General features: G+C 48.7%; 17 protein-coding genes and 4 tRNA genes. 7 read left to right on the top strand and 14 right to left on the bottom strand.

What is annotated here, in order from left to right; genetic code table 11:
• Positions 1-188: 188 nt before the first annotated feature.
• On the bottom strand, positions 189-2543 hold the full coding sequence (lon, locus tag ACXAGR_RS02755) for an endopeptidase La (RefSeq protein WP_119501983.1): 2355 nt from the start codon (positions 2541-2543) through the stop codon (positions 189-191).
• A gap of 302 nt (positions 2544-2845) precedes the next feature.
• Between lon and ACXAGR_RS02750 the strand changes: the two genes are divergently transcribed.
• Positions 2846-3361 carry a prepilin-type N-terminal cleavage/methylation domain-containing protein gene (locus ACXAGR_RS02750; protein WP_474848007.1) on the top strand — a complete coding sequence of 172 codons (516 nt, stop codon included), beginning with the start codon at positions 2846-2848 and terminating at the stop codon, positions 3359-3361.
• A 105-nt stretch (positions 3362-3466) separates the two neighbouring features.
• Here the strand turns inward: ACXAGR_RS02750 and clpX are convergent, their stop codons facing one another.
• The 7 genes from clpX to ACXAGR_RS02715 all read right to left on the bottom strand — a co-directional run bounded on the left by clpX (position 3467) and on the right by ACXAGR_RS02715 (position 7622).
• A complete protein-coding gene (gene clpX / locus ACXAGR_RS02745) occupies positions 3467-4741 on the bottom strand; it encodes an ATP-dependent protease ATP-binding subunit ClpX (RefSeq protein ID WP_119501985.1) in 1275 nt (424 codons plus the stop codon).
• Between the two features lie 74 nt (positions 4742-4815).
• The gene (gene clpP / locus ACXAGR_RS02740) at positions 4816-5442 is read right to left on the bottom strand and encodes an ATP-dependent Clp endopeptidase proteolytic subunit ClpP (protein WP_119501986.1); all 627 of its coding nucleotides are present in this window, start codon (positions 5440-5442) and stop codon (positions 4816-4818) included.
• 98 nt (positions 5443-5540) lie between these two features.
• Positions 5541-6845: a trigger factor gene (tig, locus tag ACXAGR_RS02735; RefSeq protein WP_119501987.1), complete on the bottom strand. Its 1305-nt coding sequence runs from the start codon at positions 6843-6845 to the stop codon at positions 5541-5543.
• Positions 6846-7121: 276 nt separating this feature from the next.
• Positions 7122-7198, bottom strand: a tRNA-Pro gene (locus tag ACXAGR_RS02730).
• Positions 7199-7290: 92 nt separating this feature from the next.
• Positions 7291-7366: transfer RNA gene (locus ACXAGR_RS02725), tRNA-His, on the bottom strand.
• A 78-nt stretch (positions 7367-7444) separates the two neighbouring features.
• Positions 7445-7521 (bottom strand) — tRNA-Arg (locus tag ACXAGR_RS02720).
• Positions 7522-7545: 24 nt separating this feature from the next.
• Positions 7546-7622 (bottom strand) — tRNA-Pro (locus tag ACXAGR_RS02715).
• A gap of 232 nt (positions 7623-7854) precedes the next feature.
• Between ACXAGR_RS02715 and folD the strand changes: the two genes are divergently transcribed.
• Both folD and ACXAGR_RS02705 read left to right on the top strand, forming a co-directional pair.
• The gene (gene folD, locus ACXAGR_RS02710) at positions 7855-8709 is read left to right on the top strand and encodes a bifunctional methylenetetrahydrofolate dehydrogenase/methenyltetrahydrofolate cyclohydrolase FolD (RefSeq protein WP_119501988.1); all 855 of its coding nucleotides are present in this window, start codon (positions 7855-7857) and stop codon (positions 8707-8709) included.
• Positions 8706-9260: a DUF1415 domain-containing protein gene (locus tag ACXAGR_RS02705; protein ID WP_474848005.1), complete on the top strand. Its 555-nt coding sequence runs from the start codon at positions 8706-8708 to the stop codon at positions 9258-9260. Before folD ends, ACXAGR_RS02705 begins: the two co-directional genes overlap by 4 nt.
• A 13-nt stretch (positions 9261-9273) precedes the next feature.
• Here ACXAGR_RS02705 and ACXAGR_RS02700 read toward each other — a convergent pair whose 3' ends face one another.
• Genes ACXAGR_RS02700 through ACXAGR_RS02685 form a run of 4 tightly spaced genes read right to left on the bottom strand, consistent with a single transcriptional unit; the run spans position 9274 to position 13782 of the window.
• Positions 9274-10266: a DUF4340 domain-containing protein gene (locus ACXAGR_RS02700; protein ID WP_474848003.1), complete on the bottom strand. Its 993-nt coding sequence runs from the start codon at positions 10264-10266 to the stop codon at positions 9274-9276.
• Positions 10263-12122 carry a GldG family protein gene (locus ACXAGR_RS02695; protein ID WP_474848001.1) on the bottom strand — a complete coding sequence of 620 codons (1860 nt, stop codon included), beginning with the start codon at positions 12120-12122 and terminating at the stop codon, positions 10263-10265. The genes ACXAGR_RS02700 and ACXAGR_RS02695 overlap by 4 nt, the downstream gene beginning before the upstream one ends.
• A gap of 2 nt (positions 12123-12124) precedes the next feature.
• The gene (locus tag ACXAGR_RS02690; protein WP_119501991.1) at positions 12125-12856 is read right to left on the bottom strand and encodes an ABC transporter permease subunit; all 732 of its coding nucleotides are present in this window, start codon (positions 12854-12856) and stop codon (positions 12125-12127) included.
• Entirely contained in the window at positions 12856-13782 is a 927-nt protein-coding gene (locus tag ACXAGR_RS02685; protein WP_474847999.1) for an ABC transporter ATP-binding protein, read from the bottom strand. The genes ACXAGR_RS02690 and ACXAGR_RS02685 overlap by 1 nt, the downstream gene beginning before the upstream one ends.
• A 329-nt stretch (positions 13783-14111) precedes the next feature.
• Between ACXAGR_RS02685 and tsaA the strand changes: the two genes are divergently transcribed.
• The 4 genes from tsaA to ACXAGR_RS02665 all read left to right on the top strand — a co-directional run bounded on the left by tsaA (position 14112) and on the right by ACXAGR_RS02665 (position 18470).
• Complete coding sequence (tsaA, locus tag ACXAGR_RS02680) at positions 14112-14837, top strand: tRNA (N6-threonylcarbamoyladenosine(37)-N6)-methyltransferase TrmO (RefSeq protein WP_474847997.1); 726 nt, start codon at positions 14112-14114, stop codon at positions 14835-14837.
• A gap of 94 nt (positions 14838-14931) precedes the next feature.
• The gene (locus ACXAGR_RS02675; protein WP_474847995.1) at positions 14932-16626 is read left to right on the top strand and encodes a proline--tRNA ligase; all 1695 of its coding nucleotides are present in this window, start codon (positions 14932-14934) and stop codon (positions 16624-16626) included.
• Between the two features lie 69 nt (positions 16627-16695).
• Positions 16696-17535, top strand: coding sequence for an MBL fold metallo-hydrolase (locus tag ACXAGR_RS02670; protein WP_303573055.1), 840 nt, complete (start codon positions 16696-16698; stop codon positions 17533-17535).
• A gap of 11 nt (positions 17536-17546) precedes the next feature.
• The gene (locus tag ACXAGR_RS02665) at positions 17547-18470 is read left to right on the top strand and encodes a phospholipase A (protein ID WP_474847993.1); all 924 of its coding nucleotides are present in this window, start codon (positions 17547-17549) and stop codon (positions 18468-18470) included.
• Between the two features lie 6 nt (positions 18471-18476).
• Here ACXAGR_RS02665 and ACXAGR_RS02660 read toward each other — a convergent pair whose 3' ends face one another.
• On the bottom strand, positions 18477-19388 hold the full coding sequence (locus ACXAGR_RS02660) for a histone deacetylase family protein (protein ID WP_474847991.1): 912 nt from the start codon (positions 19386-19388) through the stop codon (positions 18477-18479).
• A 60-nt stretch (positions 19389-19448) separates the two neighbouring features.
• Complete coding sequence (locus ACXAGR_RS02655) at positions 19449-21071, bottom strand: methyl-accepting chemotaxis protein (protein WP_474847989.1); 1623 nt, start codon at positions 21069-21071, stop codon at positions 19449-19451.
• Between the last annotated feature and the right edge of the window lie 161 nt (positions 21072-21232).

The raw sequence follows: 21232 nt of genomic DNA, 5'->3' as shown, positions 1-21232 counted from the left end.
CGCTGCAATCCCTTTAGAGACAAGGCTTCAAGCGAGTACGTAGTAAAGGTAACACAACTTCTGACAGTTGAAAGCCCTAAATTTAAAAAAAAAGGTTAATTTGGGGCTGTAATGGGTGTTTTTTGAGCAAACAGTTCAAAAAAAGGCTACATCCCGCGAATTTACTGGTATGCAGCCAATTTCTACCGTTACTTATTAGCGACAACTTTAAAAGACTCAACAGGCTCCTGCAGAGCAATATCGAGTACTTCATCAATCCATTTAACCGGATGGATAGACAAGTCCGCTTTCACGTTTTCAGGAATTTCCTCCAAATCACGTTCATTCTCATGTGGAATGACGACAGTTTTAATACCGCCACGGTGTGCAGCCAGCAGCTTCTCTTTTAATCCGCCGATTGCCAGCACTTCTCCGCGAAGGGTAATTTCACCGGTCATGGCAACATCACATTTCACCGGATTACCTGTGAGCGTGGATACCAGTGCGGTGCACATTGCAATACCGGCGCTCGGACCATCTTTTGGCGTGGCACCTTCGGGCACGTGTACGTGGATATCACGCTTTTCATAGAAGTCTTCGTTGATGCGCAGTTTTTCGGCACGGCTTCTTACTACAGTCATCGCCGCCTGAATGGACTCCTGCATCACGTCACCCAGAGAACCGGTGGTGGTCATCTTGCCTTTACCGGGTACCGCAGTGGTTTCGATAGTCAGCAAGTCTCCGCCTACCTGTGTCCATGCAAGGCCGGTCACCTGCCCTATTTGGTTTTCTTTATCCGCTTTACCATAATCAAAACGCTGCACGCCCAGATAGTCTTTCAGGTTATCCTGCGTCACAACGACTTTGTCTTTGCTCTTACTTAGCAGAATATCTTTTACTGCTTTACGGCAAACTTTAGAAATTTCTCTTTCCAGGCTTCGTACACCCGCTTCGCGGGTATAGTAGCGAATCATGCCGATGATGGCGGATTCTGTGATATCCAGCTCTTTGGCTTTAAGGCCGTTACGTTCCATCTGTTTGGAAATAAGATGACGTGTCGCAATGTTCAGCTTCTCATCTTCGGTGTAACCCGACAGACGAATCACTTCCATCCGATCGAGCAGTGGCCCGGGAATATTCATGCTGTTTGAGGTCGCCACAAACATAACATCAGACAGGTCGTAGTCGACTTCAAGATAGTGGTCGCTGAAGCTGCTGTTTTGTTCAGGATCTAATACCTCGAGCAGCGCCGATGACGGGTCACCACGCATGTCAGAAGACATTTTGTCGATTTCATCAAGCAGGAAAAGCGGGTTTTTCACCCCTACTTTGGCCATTTTCTGAATCAGTTTGCCCGGTAATGAACCGATGTAAGTACGACGGTGACCACGAATTTCTGCTTCATCCCGCACCCCGCCTAATGCCATACGCACGTACTTACGTCCGGTAGCTTTGGCAATAGACTGACCCAACGAGGTTTTACCCACACCCGGAGGACCGACTAAGCAAAGGATTGGACCTTTCAGCTTTTTAACCCGTTTCTGTACCGCCAGATATTCAACAATGCGCTCTTTTACTTTCTCCAGACCATAGTGATCTGCATCCAGTACTTTCTCGGCCAGTGACAAATCTTTCTTCACTGCACTGCGCTTATGCCAGGGAACATTGGTCAGCCATTCAATATAACTGCGTACCACGGTGGCTTCTGCCGACATGGGAGACATCATTTTCAGTTTCTGCAACTCAGCCCGTGCCTTATCTTCGGCATCTTTAGGCATCTTCGCTTCTTCAATCTTTTTGCTCAGCGCCTCAAACTCGTCCGGTGCATCATCCAGTTCACCCAGTTCTTTCTGAATGGCTTTCATCTGTTCATTCAGATAATACTCGCGCTGGCTTTTTTCCATCTGCTTTTTCACGCGGGTACGAATTTTCTTTTCGACCTGCAGCAAATCAATTTCGCCTTCCATCAGCGCCATCAGGTACTCAAGACGCTCGTTCACGCCTTTCATTTCCAATACCTTCTGCTTCTCAGCCAGTTTAAGCGGCATATGAGCAGCCATGGTATCGGCGAGACGGGCAGCGTCATCAATGCCGTTAAGCGAGGTTAACACTTCCGGCGGGATCTTCTTATTCAGTTTTACGTATCCCTCGAACTGGGATACCGCAGAGCGGATAAGTACTTCCTGCTCATTGTCAGACAGTAACTCATCTTCAACACGACTTACTTGCGCCACGAAGAATGGCTCAGCCTGCTCGTACTGATGAATTTCACCACGAACATTACCTTCGACCAGCACTTTCACTGTGCCGTCAGGCAGTTTTAATAACTGTAAAATAGTGGCTAATGTGCCCACCTGAAAAATGTCATCAGATTCAGGCTCATCAACACTGGCGTCCTTCTGTGCAACTAAAAAGATTTGTTTATCATTTTCCATCGCTGCTTCAAGACAACGGATGGACTTTTCCCTGCCAACAAATAGCGGTATGACCATATGGGGATAAACGACTACGTCCCGTAAGGCAAGTACGGGGATCTCAATGCGATCTTCACGCTCAACTGTCATACGTGTTCTCTGTATTGTTCATAATGTGAATTGATATGGGGATGCACAGGCAAAGTTCAATCAATCCTGTGTTAAACCTTGTTACTTTTACCATTATCGATTTTTAATGATGGTGCAACCTTTTTGTGCCGGAGAGCAGAGCAAAGTCAAACGACTGTACAAATATACGACGAAGGCAGGTTATTGCTTATTACAAATGATAACTATTCCCAATAAAATAAACCTGTTATGCTCAAGAAATTGGAAAAAATACAGTTAAAATCTTATTCTTCAAAGATATCAAGATTGCAGTGAAACTTGTTATGACATCATCTCCATCAAATTCCGGATTCACGCTCATTGAGCTGGTTATTGTTATTGTTATTCTCGGCGTACTGGCAGTCACCGCAGCGCCCCGTTTCATCGATCTTCAGGATGACGCTCAGGCGGCCAGTGTTCAGGGTGTGGGAACGGCCTTTGCTTCTGCTATTAATCTGGCCCGTTTAAAGTGGCGTGCCGGTGGTCACACGGGGCCGGTGGATAATCTGGATGTGTTCGGCAACGGACAAAACGTCATTGATTTTAATCAGTATGGCTGGCCTGCACAGAGCTATACGCCGTATGAAGCCAGCCCGGTAACGGACAACGCCTGGGATTGCACATCGTTATGGAATGCCTTGCTTGCCAGCGGCAGCCCCACGGTTGCAGAAGATACCTCGGCGGACTACCAGGCCACCTATGCAGACGGTACCTGCACCTTTATTTTGCAGGCACAACCGGCGTTTTCCGTCTATTACAGTTCACTGACCGGTGAAGTCACCATCGATGACACCTTGTAACAGCCCTGCCTTTTCACCGTAATTACGGCTAACCGGATGCCGGATGACCCGGTGACAGATAACAAAAAAGGTCCCGAAGGACCTTTTCTTTATCTTACATGACAATCACTCAGAGACCGCTTTCTTCTCTTCGTTCTTGTACATCAGAATAGGTTTAGATTCGCCTTTAATCACAGACTCGTCGATAACCACTTTGCATACGTTTTCCATTGAAGGTAAATCGTACATGGTATCGAGCAACACTGCTTCAACGATAGAACGCAGGCCACGGGCACCGGTTTTACGTTGCATCGCCTTTCTTGCGATGGCATGCAATGCATCGTCACGGAATTCCAGTTCAGTTTCTTCCATGGCAAAGAGCGCACCGTACTGTTTGGTAATGGCGTTCTTCGGCTCACGAAGGATCTGGATCAGCGCTTCTTCGTTCAATTCTTCCAGGCTGGTCACTACCGGCAGACGACCAATGAACTCCGGAATTAACCCGTACTTCACTAAATCTTCCGGCTCTACCCGTTTGAACAGATCGCTGAGTTCCTGCTTGCTTTCTTTAGACTTCACCGACGCACCGAAACCAATTCCGGTATCTTTATTTGCACGCTGCTCAATCACTTTATCCAGACCGGCAAACGCACCACCACAGATAAACAGGATTTTAGACGTGTCGACCTGCAGGAATTCCTGCTGAGGATGCTTACGTCCACCTTGAGGCGGAACGGATGCAACCGTGCCTTCAATCAGTTTCAGCAGCGCCTGCTGAACACCTTCACCTGACACATCACGTGTAATAGAAGGGTTATCAGACTTACGGGAAATCTTGTCGATTTCATCAATGTAGACAATACCGCGCTGGGCTTTCTCTACATCATAATCGCACTTCTGCAACAGCTTCTGAATGATGTTTTCAACGTCCTCACCCACGTAACCGGCTTCGGTCAGGGTGGTGGCATCGGCCATGGTAAACGGCACATCCAGTAAACGGGCCAGGGTTTCCGCCAGTAACGTTTTACCGCTACCAGTAGGGCCAATTAGCAGGATATTACTCTTACCCAGCTCAACACCCTCGTGCACATCACCATTGCGCAGGCGCTTGTAGTGGTTATACACCGCTACCGACAGCACTTTCTTTGCGTGTTCCTGACCAATGACATAATCATCAAGGTGTGTATGAATTTCTTGTGGTTTAGGAAGTGCATCCTGCTTTTGCTTTGGTGCAATTTCCTTAATCTCTTCACGAATAATGTCGTTGCATAATTCAACACACTCATCGCAAATAAAAACGGACGGTCCCGCAATCAGCTTTCTGACTTCATGTTGGCTTTTGCCACAAAAGGAACAGTACAAAAGCTTATTATCACCGTCACCGTTCTGCTTGTCACTCATTACTCTTTGCCTCTGCCTTTCCTGAACAAACGAAAATCGTGCGGGTACACGAGTTCAGGATTACTATAACTATACTACTTAGTGGCGGCTGCGTCAGATCGATTTGTTAAAATCTGATCGATTAGGCCATAATCCCTGGCTTCTGCTGCACTCAGGAAGTTATCCCGGTCTGTATCCCTTGCAACTTTTTCGTAATCCTGGCCAGTATGTTCGGCCATCAGACGATTCATTTTCTCTTTAATAGAAAGAATTTCTTTCGCGTGAATTTCAAAATCCGACGCCTGTCCCTGGAATCCGCCCAGCGGCTGGTGAATCATTACCCGTGAGTTAGGTAAGCAGAAACGCTTCCCTTTGGTACCGCCTGATAACAGGAAAGCGCCCATGCTGGCCGCCTGACCAATACAAACCGTGCTTACGTCAGGCTTAATGAAATTCATGGTGTCGTAAATCGCCATGCCTGCCGTCACAGAACCACCCGGAGAGTTGATATAAAGATAAATATCTTTTTCCGGATTCTCAGCTTCAAGGAAAAGCATTTGCGCGACGATGAGGTTCGCCATGTGGTCTTCAACCTGACCCACTAAGAAAATCACATTTTCTTTTAGCAGACGGGAATAAATGTCGTAGGAACGTTCACCTTTAGACGTCTGCTCGACGACCATAGGCACCAATGCATCTTGTGGTTCAAATGGGTTTATCATATCTACCTTGATTTCTTAGCGTTAAAAACAAAAATGCCCGGAAGGTTCCGAGCATTTAAGCAGTTGCTGACAGGTTAAGTCAATCAGAGGGTAATAAATTACGCCTGTTTGTTCATAACCTCGTCAAAAGCTTTGGTCACTTCCTGAGTTTTAGCATTTTCTAATACCCAGTCGATGGCCTGCTCTTCCAGTGCAACATTGCGCATCTGGTTCATCAGTTCTTCGTTAGCTTTATAATAGTCCACAACTTCCTGAGGATCTTCATAAGCTGACGCTGATGTTTCAATTAATTGCATTACTTTTTCGTCGTCTGCTTTCAGTTCGTTCTGCTTGATGATTTCACCCAGCAGTAAACCGATGCGTACGCGACGGATTGCATTGTCAGTGAACAGTTCTGCAGGCAGTTCTGGCATGTTCTGGCCACCAGCTTGCTGACTGAAACGTTGTTTTGCCTGTTCACGCAGTGCATTTACTTCCTGATCGATCAGTGCTTTTGGCACGTCGAATTCATTCTTTTCGATCAGCTTAGAAATAACATCTTCTTTTACGGTTGTTTTCAGCGTTTGAGTCAGTTCGCGTTCCATGTTTTTACGCACTTCCGCTTTCAGCGCGTCAACGCCGCCTTCTTCAACACCGAACAGCTTAGCAAATTCGTCGTCAACGTCCGGCAATTGCTTACCTTCTACTTTCTTAACGGTAACGTCAAATACTGCAGCTTTACCTTTCAGGTTCTCTGCATGGTAGTCTTCAGGGAAAGTCACTTCTACAGTCACTTCCTCGTCTTTCTTAGCACCTACCAGCGGCTCTTCGAAGCCCGGGATCATGCGACCCTGGCCAAGCTCAAGGGTAAAGTCTTCTGCTTTACCGCCTTCAAATTCTTCACCGTCAATTTTACCAACAAAATCGATAACAACACGGTCATCTTTCTTCGCTTTACGCTTAACTTCTTTCCACGTAGCGTGTTGCTTTTGCAGCGTCTCCATCATGTTATCGAGGTCAGCGTCGGAAATTTCAACCACTGGCTTCTCAATTTCGATGTCTGCAACGCCCTGAACTTCAACTTCAGGATACACTTCAAATGCCGCAACGAACTCTAAATCCTGGCCATTTTCATCTTTAACCAGTTCAAAAGAAGGCATGCCGGCAGGGTTAATTTTTTCCTGAACGATTGCCTGATAGAAGTTCTGTTGCATAACGTCACCAGCAACTTCCTGACGCACAGCAGCGCCAAAACGTTTCTGGATTACGCTTACTGGTACTTTACCAGGACGGAAACCGTTGATGCGTTGCGTTTTTGATAATTGTTGAAGACGCGCTTTAACCGCAGAATCAACAGAATCTGCTGGAACGGTAATAGTAAGACGGCGTTCTAAACCCTGGGTCGTCTCGACTGAAACTTGCATTATGTTACCTCAACTGTGCGTCTTAAAGTGACGCTTTGTTTGAATCCCCTTCCCGTCCTTGCCATATATCGGCGCGTTACACCGGGTTTAGAGGGAGTGTTATTCAACAGTGTTAAACCATTGTTTAAACACATTGGTTAAAAAAAGACGCGGTAGTATACAAGCAGGTTTTTACAGAGTCGAGAGGGATTAGCAACAAATAACAGGAAAAACCGGAGATAACGGGACATTTATCATCAGGTGATGACAATTCAGGAAATTATTGGGAATAAATAATGGTCGGTGAGACAGGATTTGAACCTGCGACCCCTTGGACCCAAACCAAGTGCGCTACCAAACTGCGCCACTCACCGAACTGAGTATTTCGAAGACGTGAGAAATGCTTCAAAAGACACCGGCATAACCGGCTAAAGATATGTTGCACTCACATTCCCTGAGGGAAAAGTGGGGTGGACGATGGGACTTGAACCCACGACAACCGGAATCACAATCCGGGGCTCTACCAACTGAGCTACGCCCACCACAGAGAGTGCAATTACAAACTTCTTAAGTCTACCCGAATACTGACATCTTGTCAGTATTTCCTGCGAACTCACCGATGGCGCGTCCGGCAGGATTCGAACCTGCGACCCACGGCTTAGAAGGCCGTTGCTCTATCCAGCTGAGCTACGGACGCCCGACGAATCGAAGCTTGCAATAGTGGTCGGTGAGACAGGATTTGAACCTGCGACCCCTTGGACCCAAACCAAGTGCGCTACCAAACTGCGCCACTCACCGACTGTGTAAGGCAGTTAATGTTCCCTGCCGTTACGGGGTGCGAATACTATAGCCAACATCCCATCCCGTCAAACACTTTTTTCAATAAAAATTCTGACCGCTCAGATTACGCGCAATCGTCTGTTTTTTTGACCAATCCGCTGATCTTTTAAGCGCATTTTCACTTTGGCAAGGTGTTGTAAGTTGTGAAACAATATAAGGGTTAACGTAATGAAATGAGAAGAACACATTCATGAGTGCCCACCTGATTGATGGCAAAGTCATTGCCAAACAAGTTCGCCAGGACGTAGCAAGCTACGTTGAATCTTTAAAAGAAGCCGGAAAGCGTTGTCCCGGCCTGGCCGTTGTACTGGTAGGCAGTGATGCTGCCTCACAAGTATATGTGTCTAATAAACGTAAAGCCTGTGAAGAAGTCGGGTTTGTTTCCCGTTCTTTTGATTTACCGGCGAGCACCAGTGAAGAAGAATTACTGGCTGTGGTAGATCAACTCAATCAGGATCCTGAAATCGACGGTATTCTTGTGCAATTGCCGCTGCCTGCCGGTCTCAATGCTGAGCGTGTACTGGAACGTATTGAGCCGCACAAAGATGTTGACGGCTTCCACCCTTACAATATTGGTCGCCTGGCGCAACGTATCCCTGCTCTGCGTCCTTGTACGCCTAAAGGTATCATGACCATGATTGCTGCCACAAAACGTCCTGTAAAAGGCCTGGACGCGGTTATTGTGGGTGCCAGTAATATCGTTGGTCGTCCTATGAGTCTGGAATTACTGCTTGCCGGCTGCACTGTGACAACTTGCCACAAGTTTACACAGGATTTAAAAGCCCACGTCAGCCGTGCAGACTTGCTGGTTGTGGCTGTGGGTAAACCCAACTTCATTCCCGGTGACTGGATTAAACCCGGTGCGATTGTGATTGATGTGGGTATCAACCGGGTGAATGACGGTTCTCTGGTTGGCGATGTTGATTTCGAAAACGCGAAGACCCGCGCGGGTTGGATCACGCCGGTACCGGGCGGCGTAGGCCCTATGACTGTTGCCAGCCTGATTGAAAACACGCTGGAAGCGTACGTTAAGTACCATTCATGACAGACAATCAGAGGGTGGCTGCCTCCACCCGCGACTGGGTAGAAAAAGTAGTGATAGGCTACAACTTCTGCCCTTTCGCCAAACCCGTTTTCACACCGGACCTGATCCGCTACGAAGTGGATGATTCCGGTAATCCTGCAGACATCCTTGAAACCGTTTATCAGGCTTGCCAGACGTTGCGTGAGTCACCGGAAATAGCTACGACACTGGTTATTTTCTATCGCTGTGGCAATGATTTCGGCGATTATCTCGACATTCTCGGTATGGCGGAGCGCCTGCTGGACGCATCCAGTTTCAGCGGCGAGTTTCAGCTGGCCAGCTTTCATCCTGATTATCTTTTCGAAGGAGAAGACCCGGATGATGCCAGCCATTACACGAACCGGAGTCCCTGGCCGGTGCTGCACATTATCCGTGAAAAGGATATTGAAGAGGCCATGAAGAACAAGGACGAATCATCCGCAATTTACGAGCGTAATATGCGTAAAGCGGCAAGCCTTGGCAGCCAGCATCTTGCACAGTTGCTGGCATCACTGCGTAAAGGTCAGGGCTGAAGCGTCCGGAATTTCAGATAGCGGATGTCAAATTTTCCAGCCCGGGCAGAAAAGCACGGGCCTGATATTCGGAAAGCTCAAATACCCATTCGGATATCCAGCGTGGTGAGTCCGGGGTATCAATCCACAATTGAAAACGTCCGCGCGGGTCCGGTGCTGAAAGATAAGCCATGACTTCACTGCCATCTTCCAGAGAAAAGATAACCTGACTGATCAGTGATACCTCACTCCACTTATGCTGCAGGAAGGGTTTGACACCATCAAAGTCGAAGCGCAGCATCTTATCAACTGTCTGACCTACTATGGTTGGATATCTCAGTGCGGGAGTAGCCTCATCATTGCCTGCAATCTGCCAGCCATCAGCGGTCTCTCCTTCACGGTTTAACGTCAGCAGGGGCTGCCCTTCAATTTCAACATCCACAGCATTGATATCTGAACTGTTAAAAGCGAAAATCTCACGGCTTAACCAGTCGCTGCGCTTTTCCGGTAACGGCAAAGTTTTGTTTACCAGCAGGCTGGTAGATGCTTCAGGCTGCCGCACATATGTGCCACGGTTACCACTGGCCGCCCTTCCCACGAGCAACGAAAAGGCTTCCTTTTCGCCGCCAATCTCAATCAGCAAAGAGCGGGCATCACTATCTCTGACACTTTCAACGCCCAGACGGTGATAAAATTCCGGCTGTGATGTTTTAGGCTCCAGCACTTCCAGACTGTTCAGGGCATTAGCAAATTTCGCCAGCTTTTTCATGTCCACCGGAAAGGTCATAATGGTGTCGAGGTGAGTTGCAATCCACCTGTCAGTATCTTTCACGGCAGCAAATACCACCCCTTCGTGGGTTTCAATTTTGATCCGCTGAATATCTTTTGCCGCTGTCGCCAGCTCGCTTTGCAATTCATGTTCTGCGGATGCTTCCCGGGTAGTGCGGTCAGAATGACTTTGTAACCAGCCGGCAACACCGGCACTGGCAGCAACTAACCCCGATAATATAAGAATGCGTAAATTCATGACTGAGTTTCTGTCCGGTATGCTTTTCCTGCTCTGCGTTTGAAGATAAACGCCAGTAACCATAACAAGCCCGTCAGCACAGCAGGTGCCAGGGCTATATTCACTATTTTCAGTTTATCGCCAAGACGGTCTATCTCGCGGTCAAGCTGATAGCGCACTTCGCGAAGTTCACGGCGAATTTGAACTCTGCGGGCAATATACTTATCTATTGCCTCCTGCTGCTGACCGGTAAAGACAATGGTACCGCCCTGCCCCTGTTGTCCCTGAAGCTCACGTAGTTTTTGCTCCGTCTGGATCAGCTCTTCCTGCAACTGTTCTTCCTGCTCGCGGTATTTACCTTCCGCCGCTGTCTCCAGGGCCTTTACCCTTTCAAAGGGGCGCACATAGGTGCCACGGGAGCGGATACTGATAAGCGCATCGCTGCCGGTGAGGTTTTCAATTGCATTGACAATAAAGTCACCGTTATTCGCAAACGGCGTAAATACCGTATCTCCGAAGAACGCCGTTTGTTGCACCCAGTAACGGTCTGAAAGCATATCTGCGTCTGCCACCAGCACCAGATTCAGATTATCAGTCTGCCCTTCATAGGTCGCCGCTTTCGCCGGATCTTTCGGTGCACTGAAATATGAGCGGGCTTTACCACGGTAACGGGCGGCAACGGTGTAGGTTTCTGTGTTTCCGCCGAATCCACGGTGCAACGCTACCGGGTTAAGGGTCTGGGCATAGTTATCTGCATTGGTCAGCCCTGAGTTAACGGAAGAACGTATTAGCGTATGCATAGACAAGCCGGCTTTTTTCACCGTTTCCAGGGCACCGAAGGATGCGCCGTTTACTGAGTCCAGATTGGCAGTGATCACATCATTACCATCGAGCTGAGCTGCGGTGAGCCCGAGAATGCCAAAATGCTTCACTATCGCACCGTTTTCATTTCGCAAATCAAAAGCCAGTTGAGCATCAAGGACGATATTGGTTAAATCCGCCTTAATTCCCCAGGCCTTCAGCAACGGAAACGAAGACGCGTTGGCACCCACTTGTCGCAACGAAGAAAGCGCATTTCCTTCATAATGAGGGTCAATAAAGGCCAGGATCCGGCCATTGTGCATGGCAAACTGATCAATGGCATACAGCAGGCCGTCTGACAGCGCTTGCGGATGCGCCAGCAATACCACATCGGTATCTTCCGGTAATCCATCAGCAGTACTGTTCACAATACGAATGTTATACAGCTGCGCCAGTTGCTGATAAAACACCATGGGACCGGTGTATCGCCCGGTCAGAGGATCTTGTCCGCCGGCAACAGGTAAATCAGTGACCAGCGCCAGCGTCAGCGTATCCGGATTACTCAGGCGATAAATCAGTTTACTGATTTCATATTCTAGAAACTGCTCGTTCTTAGGATCAAAGAACGGGATGGTGAACTGATCATCCAGTAAATTCGTGCCGGCAAGACCAAAGTAAATCTGTTCTCCCACATTACCCAGTGCCGCTCCTGTGAGACCGAACTGATTGGCTTTATCTTCGTTTTCCGAAAAAGGTACAGGGTCAACGATTTGCAGTTGAACTTTACCGCCGGACGCCTGTGCATATTCACGCAACAAACTTTCTACTCTGGCGGCATAGTTACGCATTTTTGTCATACCCGTCGTCGCCGAATCGGAGTAGAAGAAGTACAACGTGACCGGTTCATCCAGACTGGTGAGCACATTACGGGTTCCCTCTGACAACGAGAACACCTTGTCTTCTGTCAAATCAATGCGATATTTGCTTAACAATTGATTGTTAATGAAAACCAGCAATACAAACAGCACTGCCAGCAGGCCAAGACTTAACACAGACAACCATTTTTTCTTCATCATGATCACCCTGCCTTGTTCTGTTCAGTAATCACGGCGTTTGCGGTCAGCCACACAAAGATGACCAGCAGAAAATACACCACATCATTCGCAGCCAGCACACCTTTTGACATAGCTTCAAAATGGGTGAGGAAACTGAAAGAAGCAACGGTATCCACCACGAAATTAGGTGCCCAGTTTTTAAACACATCGACCACGATTTCCGAACCGCTGACCAGAAAGAGAAAACACACCAGCACAGACATAACAAAGGCAATAACCTGATTATGTGTTAACGCAGACATACACTGACTGATGGCAAGAAAAGCGCCGGCCATCAACCAGCTGCCGGTATAAGCGGCAACGATGATTCCGTTATCCGGTGAGCCGAGATAATTAACGGTTAACCACAAGGGCGTGGTCATCAACAGAGCCAGTCCGAGAATTCCCCAGCAGGCCAGAAACTTGCCGGCTACAGCCTGCGTTTCTGACACCGGCAATGTCATTAGTAATTCAATGGTGCCGGATTTTCTTTCTTCAGCCCAGCTACGCATGGCAATGGCTGGTACCAGAAACAAATAGAGCCAGGGATGAAAATTAAAAAATGGCAGTAAATCAGCCTGTCCTCTGGCGTAAAAATCTCCCATAAAGAAGGTAAACACGCTGCTCAGCACCAGGAACATTACCAGATAAACATACGCCACAGGTGTAGCAAAAAAGCTGCCGAACTCCCGTCGTGCAATGGTTAAACTTCTCATTACTGCACACGCTCCCCGGTAGTAATTTCACGGAATACATCATCCAGGCGACCGGTTTCAATGGTAAATTTGTCCACCGGCAGCCGGTAATGACTGACATGTTCGGTGACCGGCGTCATCAGCAACTTGCCATCTTCAGGGAACAGCGTGACATCGCCGGTTTCGCGGTTAACCACCATTTCATCGACACCATCAATTTCCGCCAGCCCGGAAATATCGGCGGCATAACTGAAATGCAGTGTGATGGCCTGGTGATAGCGGGAACGGTATTGCAATTCCTGGGGTGTTCCGTCAAACAACAATTTGCCCTGAGAAATGATCATGGCGCGGTTACACACAGCGCTGACTTCTTCCAGGATGTGGGTGGAAATGATAACGATTTTGTCTTTCGACAACGCCTTGATAAGTTCCCTTACCTGATATTTCTGATTCGGATCCAGTCCGTCTGTGGGTTCATCCAGAATAAGAATATCCGGATCATGCATGATAGCCTGAGCCAGACCAATGCGATGGCGGAACCCTTTTGACAATTTATCTATCTGCCTGTTCAGCACGTCTCCCAGCTCCACCTGCTCTATAACATGTTTGAGACGCTTCTGACGATGCTTACCTTTCAGTCCCCGTACACCGGCCACGAAATGTAAAAACTGAAACACTGTCATCTCACCATAAAGCGGCGCGCCTTCAGGCAGATAGCCAATACGCTCCTGCAATGCTTTCGCTTTGCCGGGCATATCCGCGCCGTCTATTTTGATTTTACCTGATGAAGGGTCCAGAAAACCGGTAAGCATTTTCATGGTAGTGGACTTACCGGCGCCATTTGGCCCCAGAAATCCCACAATCTCTCCGGCTTTTATGGTGAAGGACAGGTTATCGACAGCGACAAGCTGATTGAACCGTCGGGTCAGATTTTCTACAACTATCATAGCGTTCCGTCTGCTACTGCTGGTAATAAAGGAAAAAGCGGTGGTAAATCGTATCCGGCACCCGCGAAGGGAAACACTTTGCTGTGTCTTCATCTCAGGTCACCGTTCCGGTGCCGTAGTTTGACATATTCAGCAAGACCATTCACTGCCTGATTGCTAAACCCGGGAAAAAAGAAACCCCGTTGCACGCAACGGGGTTAAAGGAACTGGGATCCAGGGAGACCGCAAGCTGCCCAGTCAGGCTTGTGGTGGTAAACAACGGAGCATACCTTAGCGGTATTTTATGAGATAATTATGACAATCAACCATTTATTTCAGGTAACCAGGTCGTGAGCTTTCCTGAATCTGCCACTATTGAACCTGTTGGCATTATTCACACACCGTTCAGGCAAAAATTTGCTATTCCCCGCCAGCCGAACCTTGCCGGAGCTAAAGGTCAGATTGTCATGCAGACTGACTATGCCAACCCGCAGGCCTTTAAAGGTATAGAGGCGTTCAGTCATGTCTGGTTATTGTTCTATTTCCATGAAACCGCTGCCAGAGGCTGGAAACCCGCCGTCAAAGCACCACGCCTGGGCGGTAATGCCACACTGGGCGTATTTGCCAGTCGCAGTACGCACCGGCCAAACAGCATTGGTATGTCAGTGGTTAAAAATGAAGGTCTGTCAGAGGATGGCGACCGTGTTGTGCTGAATGTGTCCGGCGTTGATTTACTTGATGGCACACCGGTCATTGATATTAAGCCGTATATTCCATACGCCGACGCCGTGAACGAGGCTGACGATACGCTCACCTCAAGCTCCCCCATTCCCCGCCGCAATGTCATTTTTACTGCAGAAGCAGACAGACAATGCCACGCGCTTTCTGCCAGATGGCCGGATATCATCCCGCTGACGCAGGATATACTCAGCCAGGATCCCCGCCCCGCTTACCGGCATAAACTGGATGATGATGACAAAGTCTATAAAGTGAGTCTGTACGACGTGGATGTCAGCTGGCAAATTATCAATGGTGACGTGGTGGTTTTATCACTCACGCCACTACCTGCCGGATAACAGAAAACTTAACCGGAAAAACGACTTTTGCGGCCTTTTCTATACTGCTAGAATGGCGCCGTTTTTATTTTTCTCTATAGGATGAACCACCGTAATGCGCACGAGCCAATATTTGTTGTCCACGCAAAAAGAAACACCTGCCGATGCTGAAGTTATCAGTCATCAGCTCATGCTGCGGGCAGGCATGATCCGCAAACTGGCTGCCGGTTTGTATACCTGGTTGCCGAGTGGTCTGCGTGTGCTGAACAAAATCGCAGATGTGGTGCGTGATGAAATGAATAAGGCCGGTGCAGTGGAAGTGTTGATGCCGGTGGTTCAGCCTGCTGACTTGTGGGAAGAATCCGGTCGCTGGGAAGAATATGGTCCTGAGCTGTTGCGCATCAAAGATCGCCATCAGCGCGACTTTGTTTTAGGCCCGACTCACGAAGAAGTGATTACCGCACTGGTGCGTAACGAAATCAGCAGTTACAAACAATTACCGCTGAACCTGTATCAAATCCAGACAAAATTCCGGGACGAAGTTCGTCCCCGTTTCGGCATTATGCGCGGCCGTGAATTCACCATGAAGGATGCATACAGCTTCCATATGGATGAAGCGTCGCTGCAGGAAACTTACGATAAAATGTATCAGGCTTACAGCAATATCTTTACCCGCCTGGGTCTGGATTTCCGTGCTGTTATTGCCGACTCAGGTTCAATTGGTGGCGCGGTCTCTCACGAGTTCCACGTGCTGGCAGAGTCCGGTGAAGATGATATCGCGTTTTCGACAGAATCTGACTATGCAGCCAATGTGGAAATGGCTCAGGCTGTTGCACCCGCAACGAAAGCCGTGCCGTCAGGTGCTGAGGCAGAAGTTATCGACAAGCCAAAAGGGATCAGTGCAGAAAACTTCCTGAAGGAGCAAAATACCGCATTAAAAGTCGTGCTGGTTAAAGGGCAGACTGAAGAAGATGCTCCGGAAAAGTGGGTGGCGCTGGTCTTACGTGACGAACACACTTTAAACGATATCAAAGCAGAGAAACTGCCACAAATTGCATCACCGCTGGTCATTGCCACTGAAGAACAGGCTAAAGACATTTTTGGTTGCTTCCCGTTGTACGCGAATCCGCTGGCATCAGGTTTAGACGTTATTGTTGACCACAGCGCAGCGGCAGCAGCAGACTTTGTTTGCGGCGCAGGTGAAAATGGTAAATTCATCATTAATGGAAACTGGACCGGTGATATTGAAAGCGCTGATATCCGTGATGTGGTTGCCGGCGATCCTTCACCCTGCGGAAGAGGCACAATCGAAATCAAACGTGGTATCGAAGTAGGTCACATTTTCCAGTTAGGCGATAAATATTCTAAAGCCATGAACTGTGGTGTACTGGGTGAAACCGGTAAGCATCAAATTCTGACTATGGGTTGCTATGGCATTGGTGTGTCACGCATTGTGGCAGCAGCCATTGAGCAGAACCATGACGAAAACGGTATCATCTGGCCTGACCCGGTTGCACCGTTTAAAGTGGCGCTTATCCCGATGAATATGCATAAGTCTCAGCGCATCAAAGACGTTGCAGAGTCGTTGTACGAAACATTGACTGCTGCCGGCATTGAAGTGTTATTTGACGACCGCAAAGAACGCCCGGGCGTCATGTTTAACGATATGGAACTGGTAGGTATTCCCCACAGCATCGTTGTGGGCGAGCGCAATCTGGATAACCGGCAGGTAGAATATAAAAATCGCCGCACCGGCGAAAAAACCTTACTCTCTATAGATAACGCCGGTGAATTTATTGCCGGTCTGTAAAACAGACAGAGATTAACACGGAAATTGCCGGGCTGCTGACGGCCCGGCGGCAATGCTGCAGGAGAAGGCATGCGAGTTACCTTTTATGGTGTCAGAGGGTCTATTCCCACGCCGGGCGCTGATTTCGTGCGTTATGGTGGTAATACGGCCTGTGTTCATGTTCAGTTGTCAGACGGTACAGATATCATTCTGGATGCCGGCACAGGGATCAGGGCGCTGGGCAACGAGCTTATAAAGAAAACAACGCCTGTTCATATCCTGCTTACTCATAATCACTGGGACCACATTCAGGGCTTCCCCTTCTTCGCCCCGATTTACCAGAAAGATCGCGAAATTAAAATCATTCCCGGCATGACCACCCTGCCCGAGCACGACCGGATCCTTACCCAGATGCAAGGTTCCGTCTTTCCCGTACCGGCCAGTGCGCTGGCTTCTGATGTGACGGTAACCCCCATTCCGGAAGAGATTGACAGCTGGCGTTTAGGCAATGCGACAATTTCCAGGCTGCCTATGAACCACCCGGGAAAAGGCAGTGCTTATACGATTACTGAAAACGGTAAAAAGTTAACCTATCTCACTGATAACGAGCTCTACCCTCCCTATAAAAAAGAAACGGATTTTCTCAGTTTCGTGGACTTTGCCCGCGATGCTGACCTGGTTATCCACGACGCGCAGTATATGCTGTCAGATATGCCGGCTAAATCTGGCTGGGGACACTCTGTGGCTGAGGAAGCGGTGAAACTGGCGATGGCATCTAATGTTAAACAACTGGCATTGTACAGCCACGACCCGGACCGTACTGACGATGACATTGACAAGGTGGTTGCTCACTGTCAGGAATACATTGAAATAGCGGAGTCGCCATTAGGTTTATTTGCGGCGGCTGAAGGCCAGACTCTCGATCTGTAAAGGATTATACGATGAAAATTTGCCGTTACTCAGCTCTGCCCGCTCTGTTACTGACAGCAGTATTATGCAAAGGTGCGTATGCGCAGGAGGAAGCGGATAAATCATCCACCGATGCGCAGAAAGATGCTCCGGGTATGCTCAGTTCACGTTTTGAGGCCGATCACCGGGCACTGGATAATTACTTTGCCATCACACAGTACCAGACCAACTACCTTTTACCTGTTACCTATGTGACCAATCCGAACTCCGCCGGTAATCAGGATCTCACTCCTGAAAATGTTGATAACAGCGAAGCCAAGTTTCAGTTAAGTGTAAAACTGCCCCTGTATCTGCGGGGCGACACGGCCGATGGTATGTATTTCGGTTTCACCCTGACCTCCTTCTGGCAACTGTATAACAGCGAAGTATCGAAACCCTTTCGGGAAACCAATTATCAGCCTGAAGTGTTTTATCAGCAGGAAGCCGACATTACCCTGCTGGGATACGACTTTAACGCCTTCCAGGTAGGTTTTAATCATATGTCGAACGGACAGAGTGGCGAGCGCTCCCGCAGCTGGAACAGAATTTTTGCCTCGGTATTGTTCAGTGATTTTGATGACGTGTATTACCTGAAAACCTGGTATCGCATCCCCGAAGACACCAAAGTGGACGAAAACGATCCTGCCGGCGACGATAATCCGGATATCAATGATTATTACGGCCGCATGGAATTGGGTTACGGCACCCGTCTTGGCAACTTCAAGGTGCTGGCCCTGTTACGCAATAATCTGAATTTCGGACACAACAGAGGCAGTATTCAGCTGAACCTGACCTATCCCCTTTCAAACCGGTACGAATTGCTGCTGCAATACTTTAACGGTTACGGCGACTCCCTGATTGACTACAACCGCAGCCAGGAACGCGTAGGTCTGGGCTTCCAGCTAACCTTCCTGTAGGTGATTTTACCGGATGACGCCTGCCGCTCTGAACAGTTGCAGGTGTACATCTACCAGCGCAGCGATATCCCGCTGGTAACCACCACCGATCACACAAGCTACCGGCAGCCCTTTTTGCTTACACATATCCAGCACCATTTTATCTCTGGCCAGAACACCCGGTGTGGTGATGTGCAGGTGCCCTAAATCATCATTGATGTGCACGTCGACGCCGGCATCGTAAATAATGAAGTCAGGAGAACACTGTCGAAACGCTAAGTGCAGCGTTTCATCAAGCGTCGTCAGGTACTCATCGTCCCCGGTGCCTTTCGCCAGCCCGATATCAATGTCTGAAGTTTGTTTGCGGTGGGGAAAGTTCTTCTCACCGTGCACTGATACGGTAAAAACCGAGTCGTCATGCTCAGCCAGTTTAGCTGTACCGTCCCCCTGATGCACATCAAGATCGATGATCATCACCGTATCGCAATCATCGCGGGCTTGCGCCCTTTTCGCTGCCAGATACAAATCGTTAAATAAGCAAAATCCCGAACCGGAATCAGCAAAAGCGTGGTGGTAACCACCGGTAAGATTAAGTGCCAGTCCGTGTTCCTGTGCCAGTGCGGCTGTCAGACAGGTCCCGCTGACAGCGGTGAGGGAACGGCGGATTAATTGCTCTGACCAGGGGAAACCTATTCTGCGCATGGCCTGGTGATCAAGGGTGCCGCCGCAAAGTGCGCTGACATAGTCTTGCTGGTAAATTGCCGTCAGATCAGCGGCTGTCAGCGCTTCAGGGGTTGTGAAATGGCCGGGCGGCACGCCGCAGGCTACCAGCGCATCATGGATCCCCTGATATTTTTCGATGGGAAAGCGGTGTCTGACCGGCAGATCAAGCTGACTGTAAACAGGATGAAAAACTAATGGAGGATAGGACAAATTCATAAGCGGCTGACTGCGTTTTCTTATACGTTAACATGAGCCGGCCGCTTTGTTGTAGTCCGGTTAATGCGTCAGTGACATCACCACCTGCTTCACATTTCCTTCCATTTCTCTCACGGCATCGGAAATATCGTTTCGGCGTGACAAGGCATGATACTTTTCTGACGATGTCACAGAGTTATTGATAACCTGTTCAACCTGTTTAAGCACCGCTTCCTGTTCATCGGCGGCTTCGTTCAGTACAACGACAACGCTGGCGGTTTCCTGTATATCTTTCACCACCAGATTCAGTGTTTCCAGCGCCGCGGCCGCTTCTCTGGCATTCACATCTGCCAGCGATTTACCGGATTGCATGGCCACTACCGCACCCTGCGCGTCAGACTCAAAGCTTGAAAGGATGCCGTTGATTTCCCGCGTTGACTGCTGGGTTTTGGCTGCCAGTGCCCGCACTTCGTCGGCAACCACGGCAAACCCCCTGCCATGCTCCCCTGCTCTGGCTGCTTCAATAGCCGCATTCAGAGCCAGCAAGTTGGTCTGGTCGGCAATTTCATTGATGACATTAACGACTTTGAGGATGTCATTACTGCGGGATTGCAGGGCATCAACAATGTCACTGGACTGATTTACTGTCTCTGCAAGTTGCCTGAAGCCGTCATTAGCTTTTGAAAAGGTAGCGTAACAGGCAGCAACATTGGTTTCAGAGCTGTTAGTGGCGACGGCCACCTGGTTGGTGATGGCAACCAGACTCTGTACAATTTCTTTCAGTTTATCGGTACTGCTGTCCAGCGACTGACTGGTCTGGTGCTGTTCTTCTGCGCCGGCCAGAATAGCCTGACTCACATCACTCAACGTAATAACAGCGTGAGCGACCTGAGACTCTGCCTGTTTGAGTTGTTCAACTGAGCCCCGCAACTTGTCCTGTAACAAGCGTGCAGAATCCGCCAGCGAGCCCAGTTCGTGCCCGCTGCGGTAATCAAGCTTGTAGTCATACCGGCTTTTTGCCAGAGCCGCAATGCAGGCTGCGATTTGCTTAACCGGTTTAATGACCTGTTTACGTAAACGTTGTACCACATACCAGGTAGTCAGTGCTGATAACACAAGTGCAGCGATCAGGATCATCCATAATGTGCGGCGGGTATCCGTTCTCAGGTTTTCAAAAGCATTGAAAGACTGCTCAGCGATGTTTGCTGCCACCGCTTCAAGTAATTCAGCAGGTTTGCGGTCAATGCCTTTCACGTAGGCGTCTGCCACTTTAGCATCGTAACCCGCTGCCACGAACGCGTCGAAGCCTTCACGGTACTTTTCTGCCATATGATTATGGGCATCCAGAAATTCACGGATAGTGCTTCTGGCTTCCGCGTTTATCGCCTGATTCGTTAATAACTTGCGGAACCCCTCCTGCACGTCAGTTTCCCGTTGTTGAAACCGCTGCCAGTACTTCTCCCTGTTGTCATCGTCATAACCACGTAGCAACGTATTTTTCCATTCCTGTACCTGCGTTTTAAAGGTATTCAGGATAGCTGTTACATCACGCTCTGACTGAACCAGACTGTTTTCCAGTTCATCAAAATGGTTGAGTAAGGCAAAAGATTTATACAGTGATGCAGAGTTAAGCATCACTAAGATAATAAGAGCTGCCATCACGGGTGTCATGACAAGCCGGCTGATACTGGAATATTTCAACATGGGAACCTGGTAAAACGCTTTTCGGGTAAATGTAATACTGAATCATTTAGACGAAAGTATTAGATGATGTTTTTATGACAGCAACATGACAGCAGGTTGCGAATGTCAGTTGAGGGAGTATGAAAAAGGGAAAGTCAGTATGTGCATTTATACGGAAGGTA

The organism is Alteromonas sp. ABH4_457 (assembly GCF_056160625.1).
The sequence above is the reverse complement of the archived record's forward strand: the minus strand, read 5'-3'. Positions and strand labels throughout refer to the sequence as shown.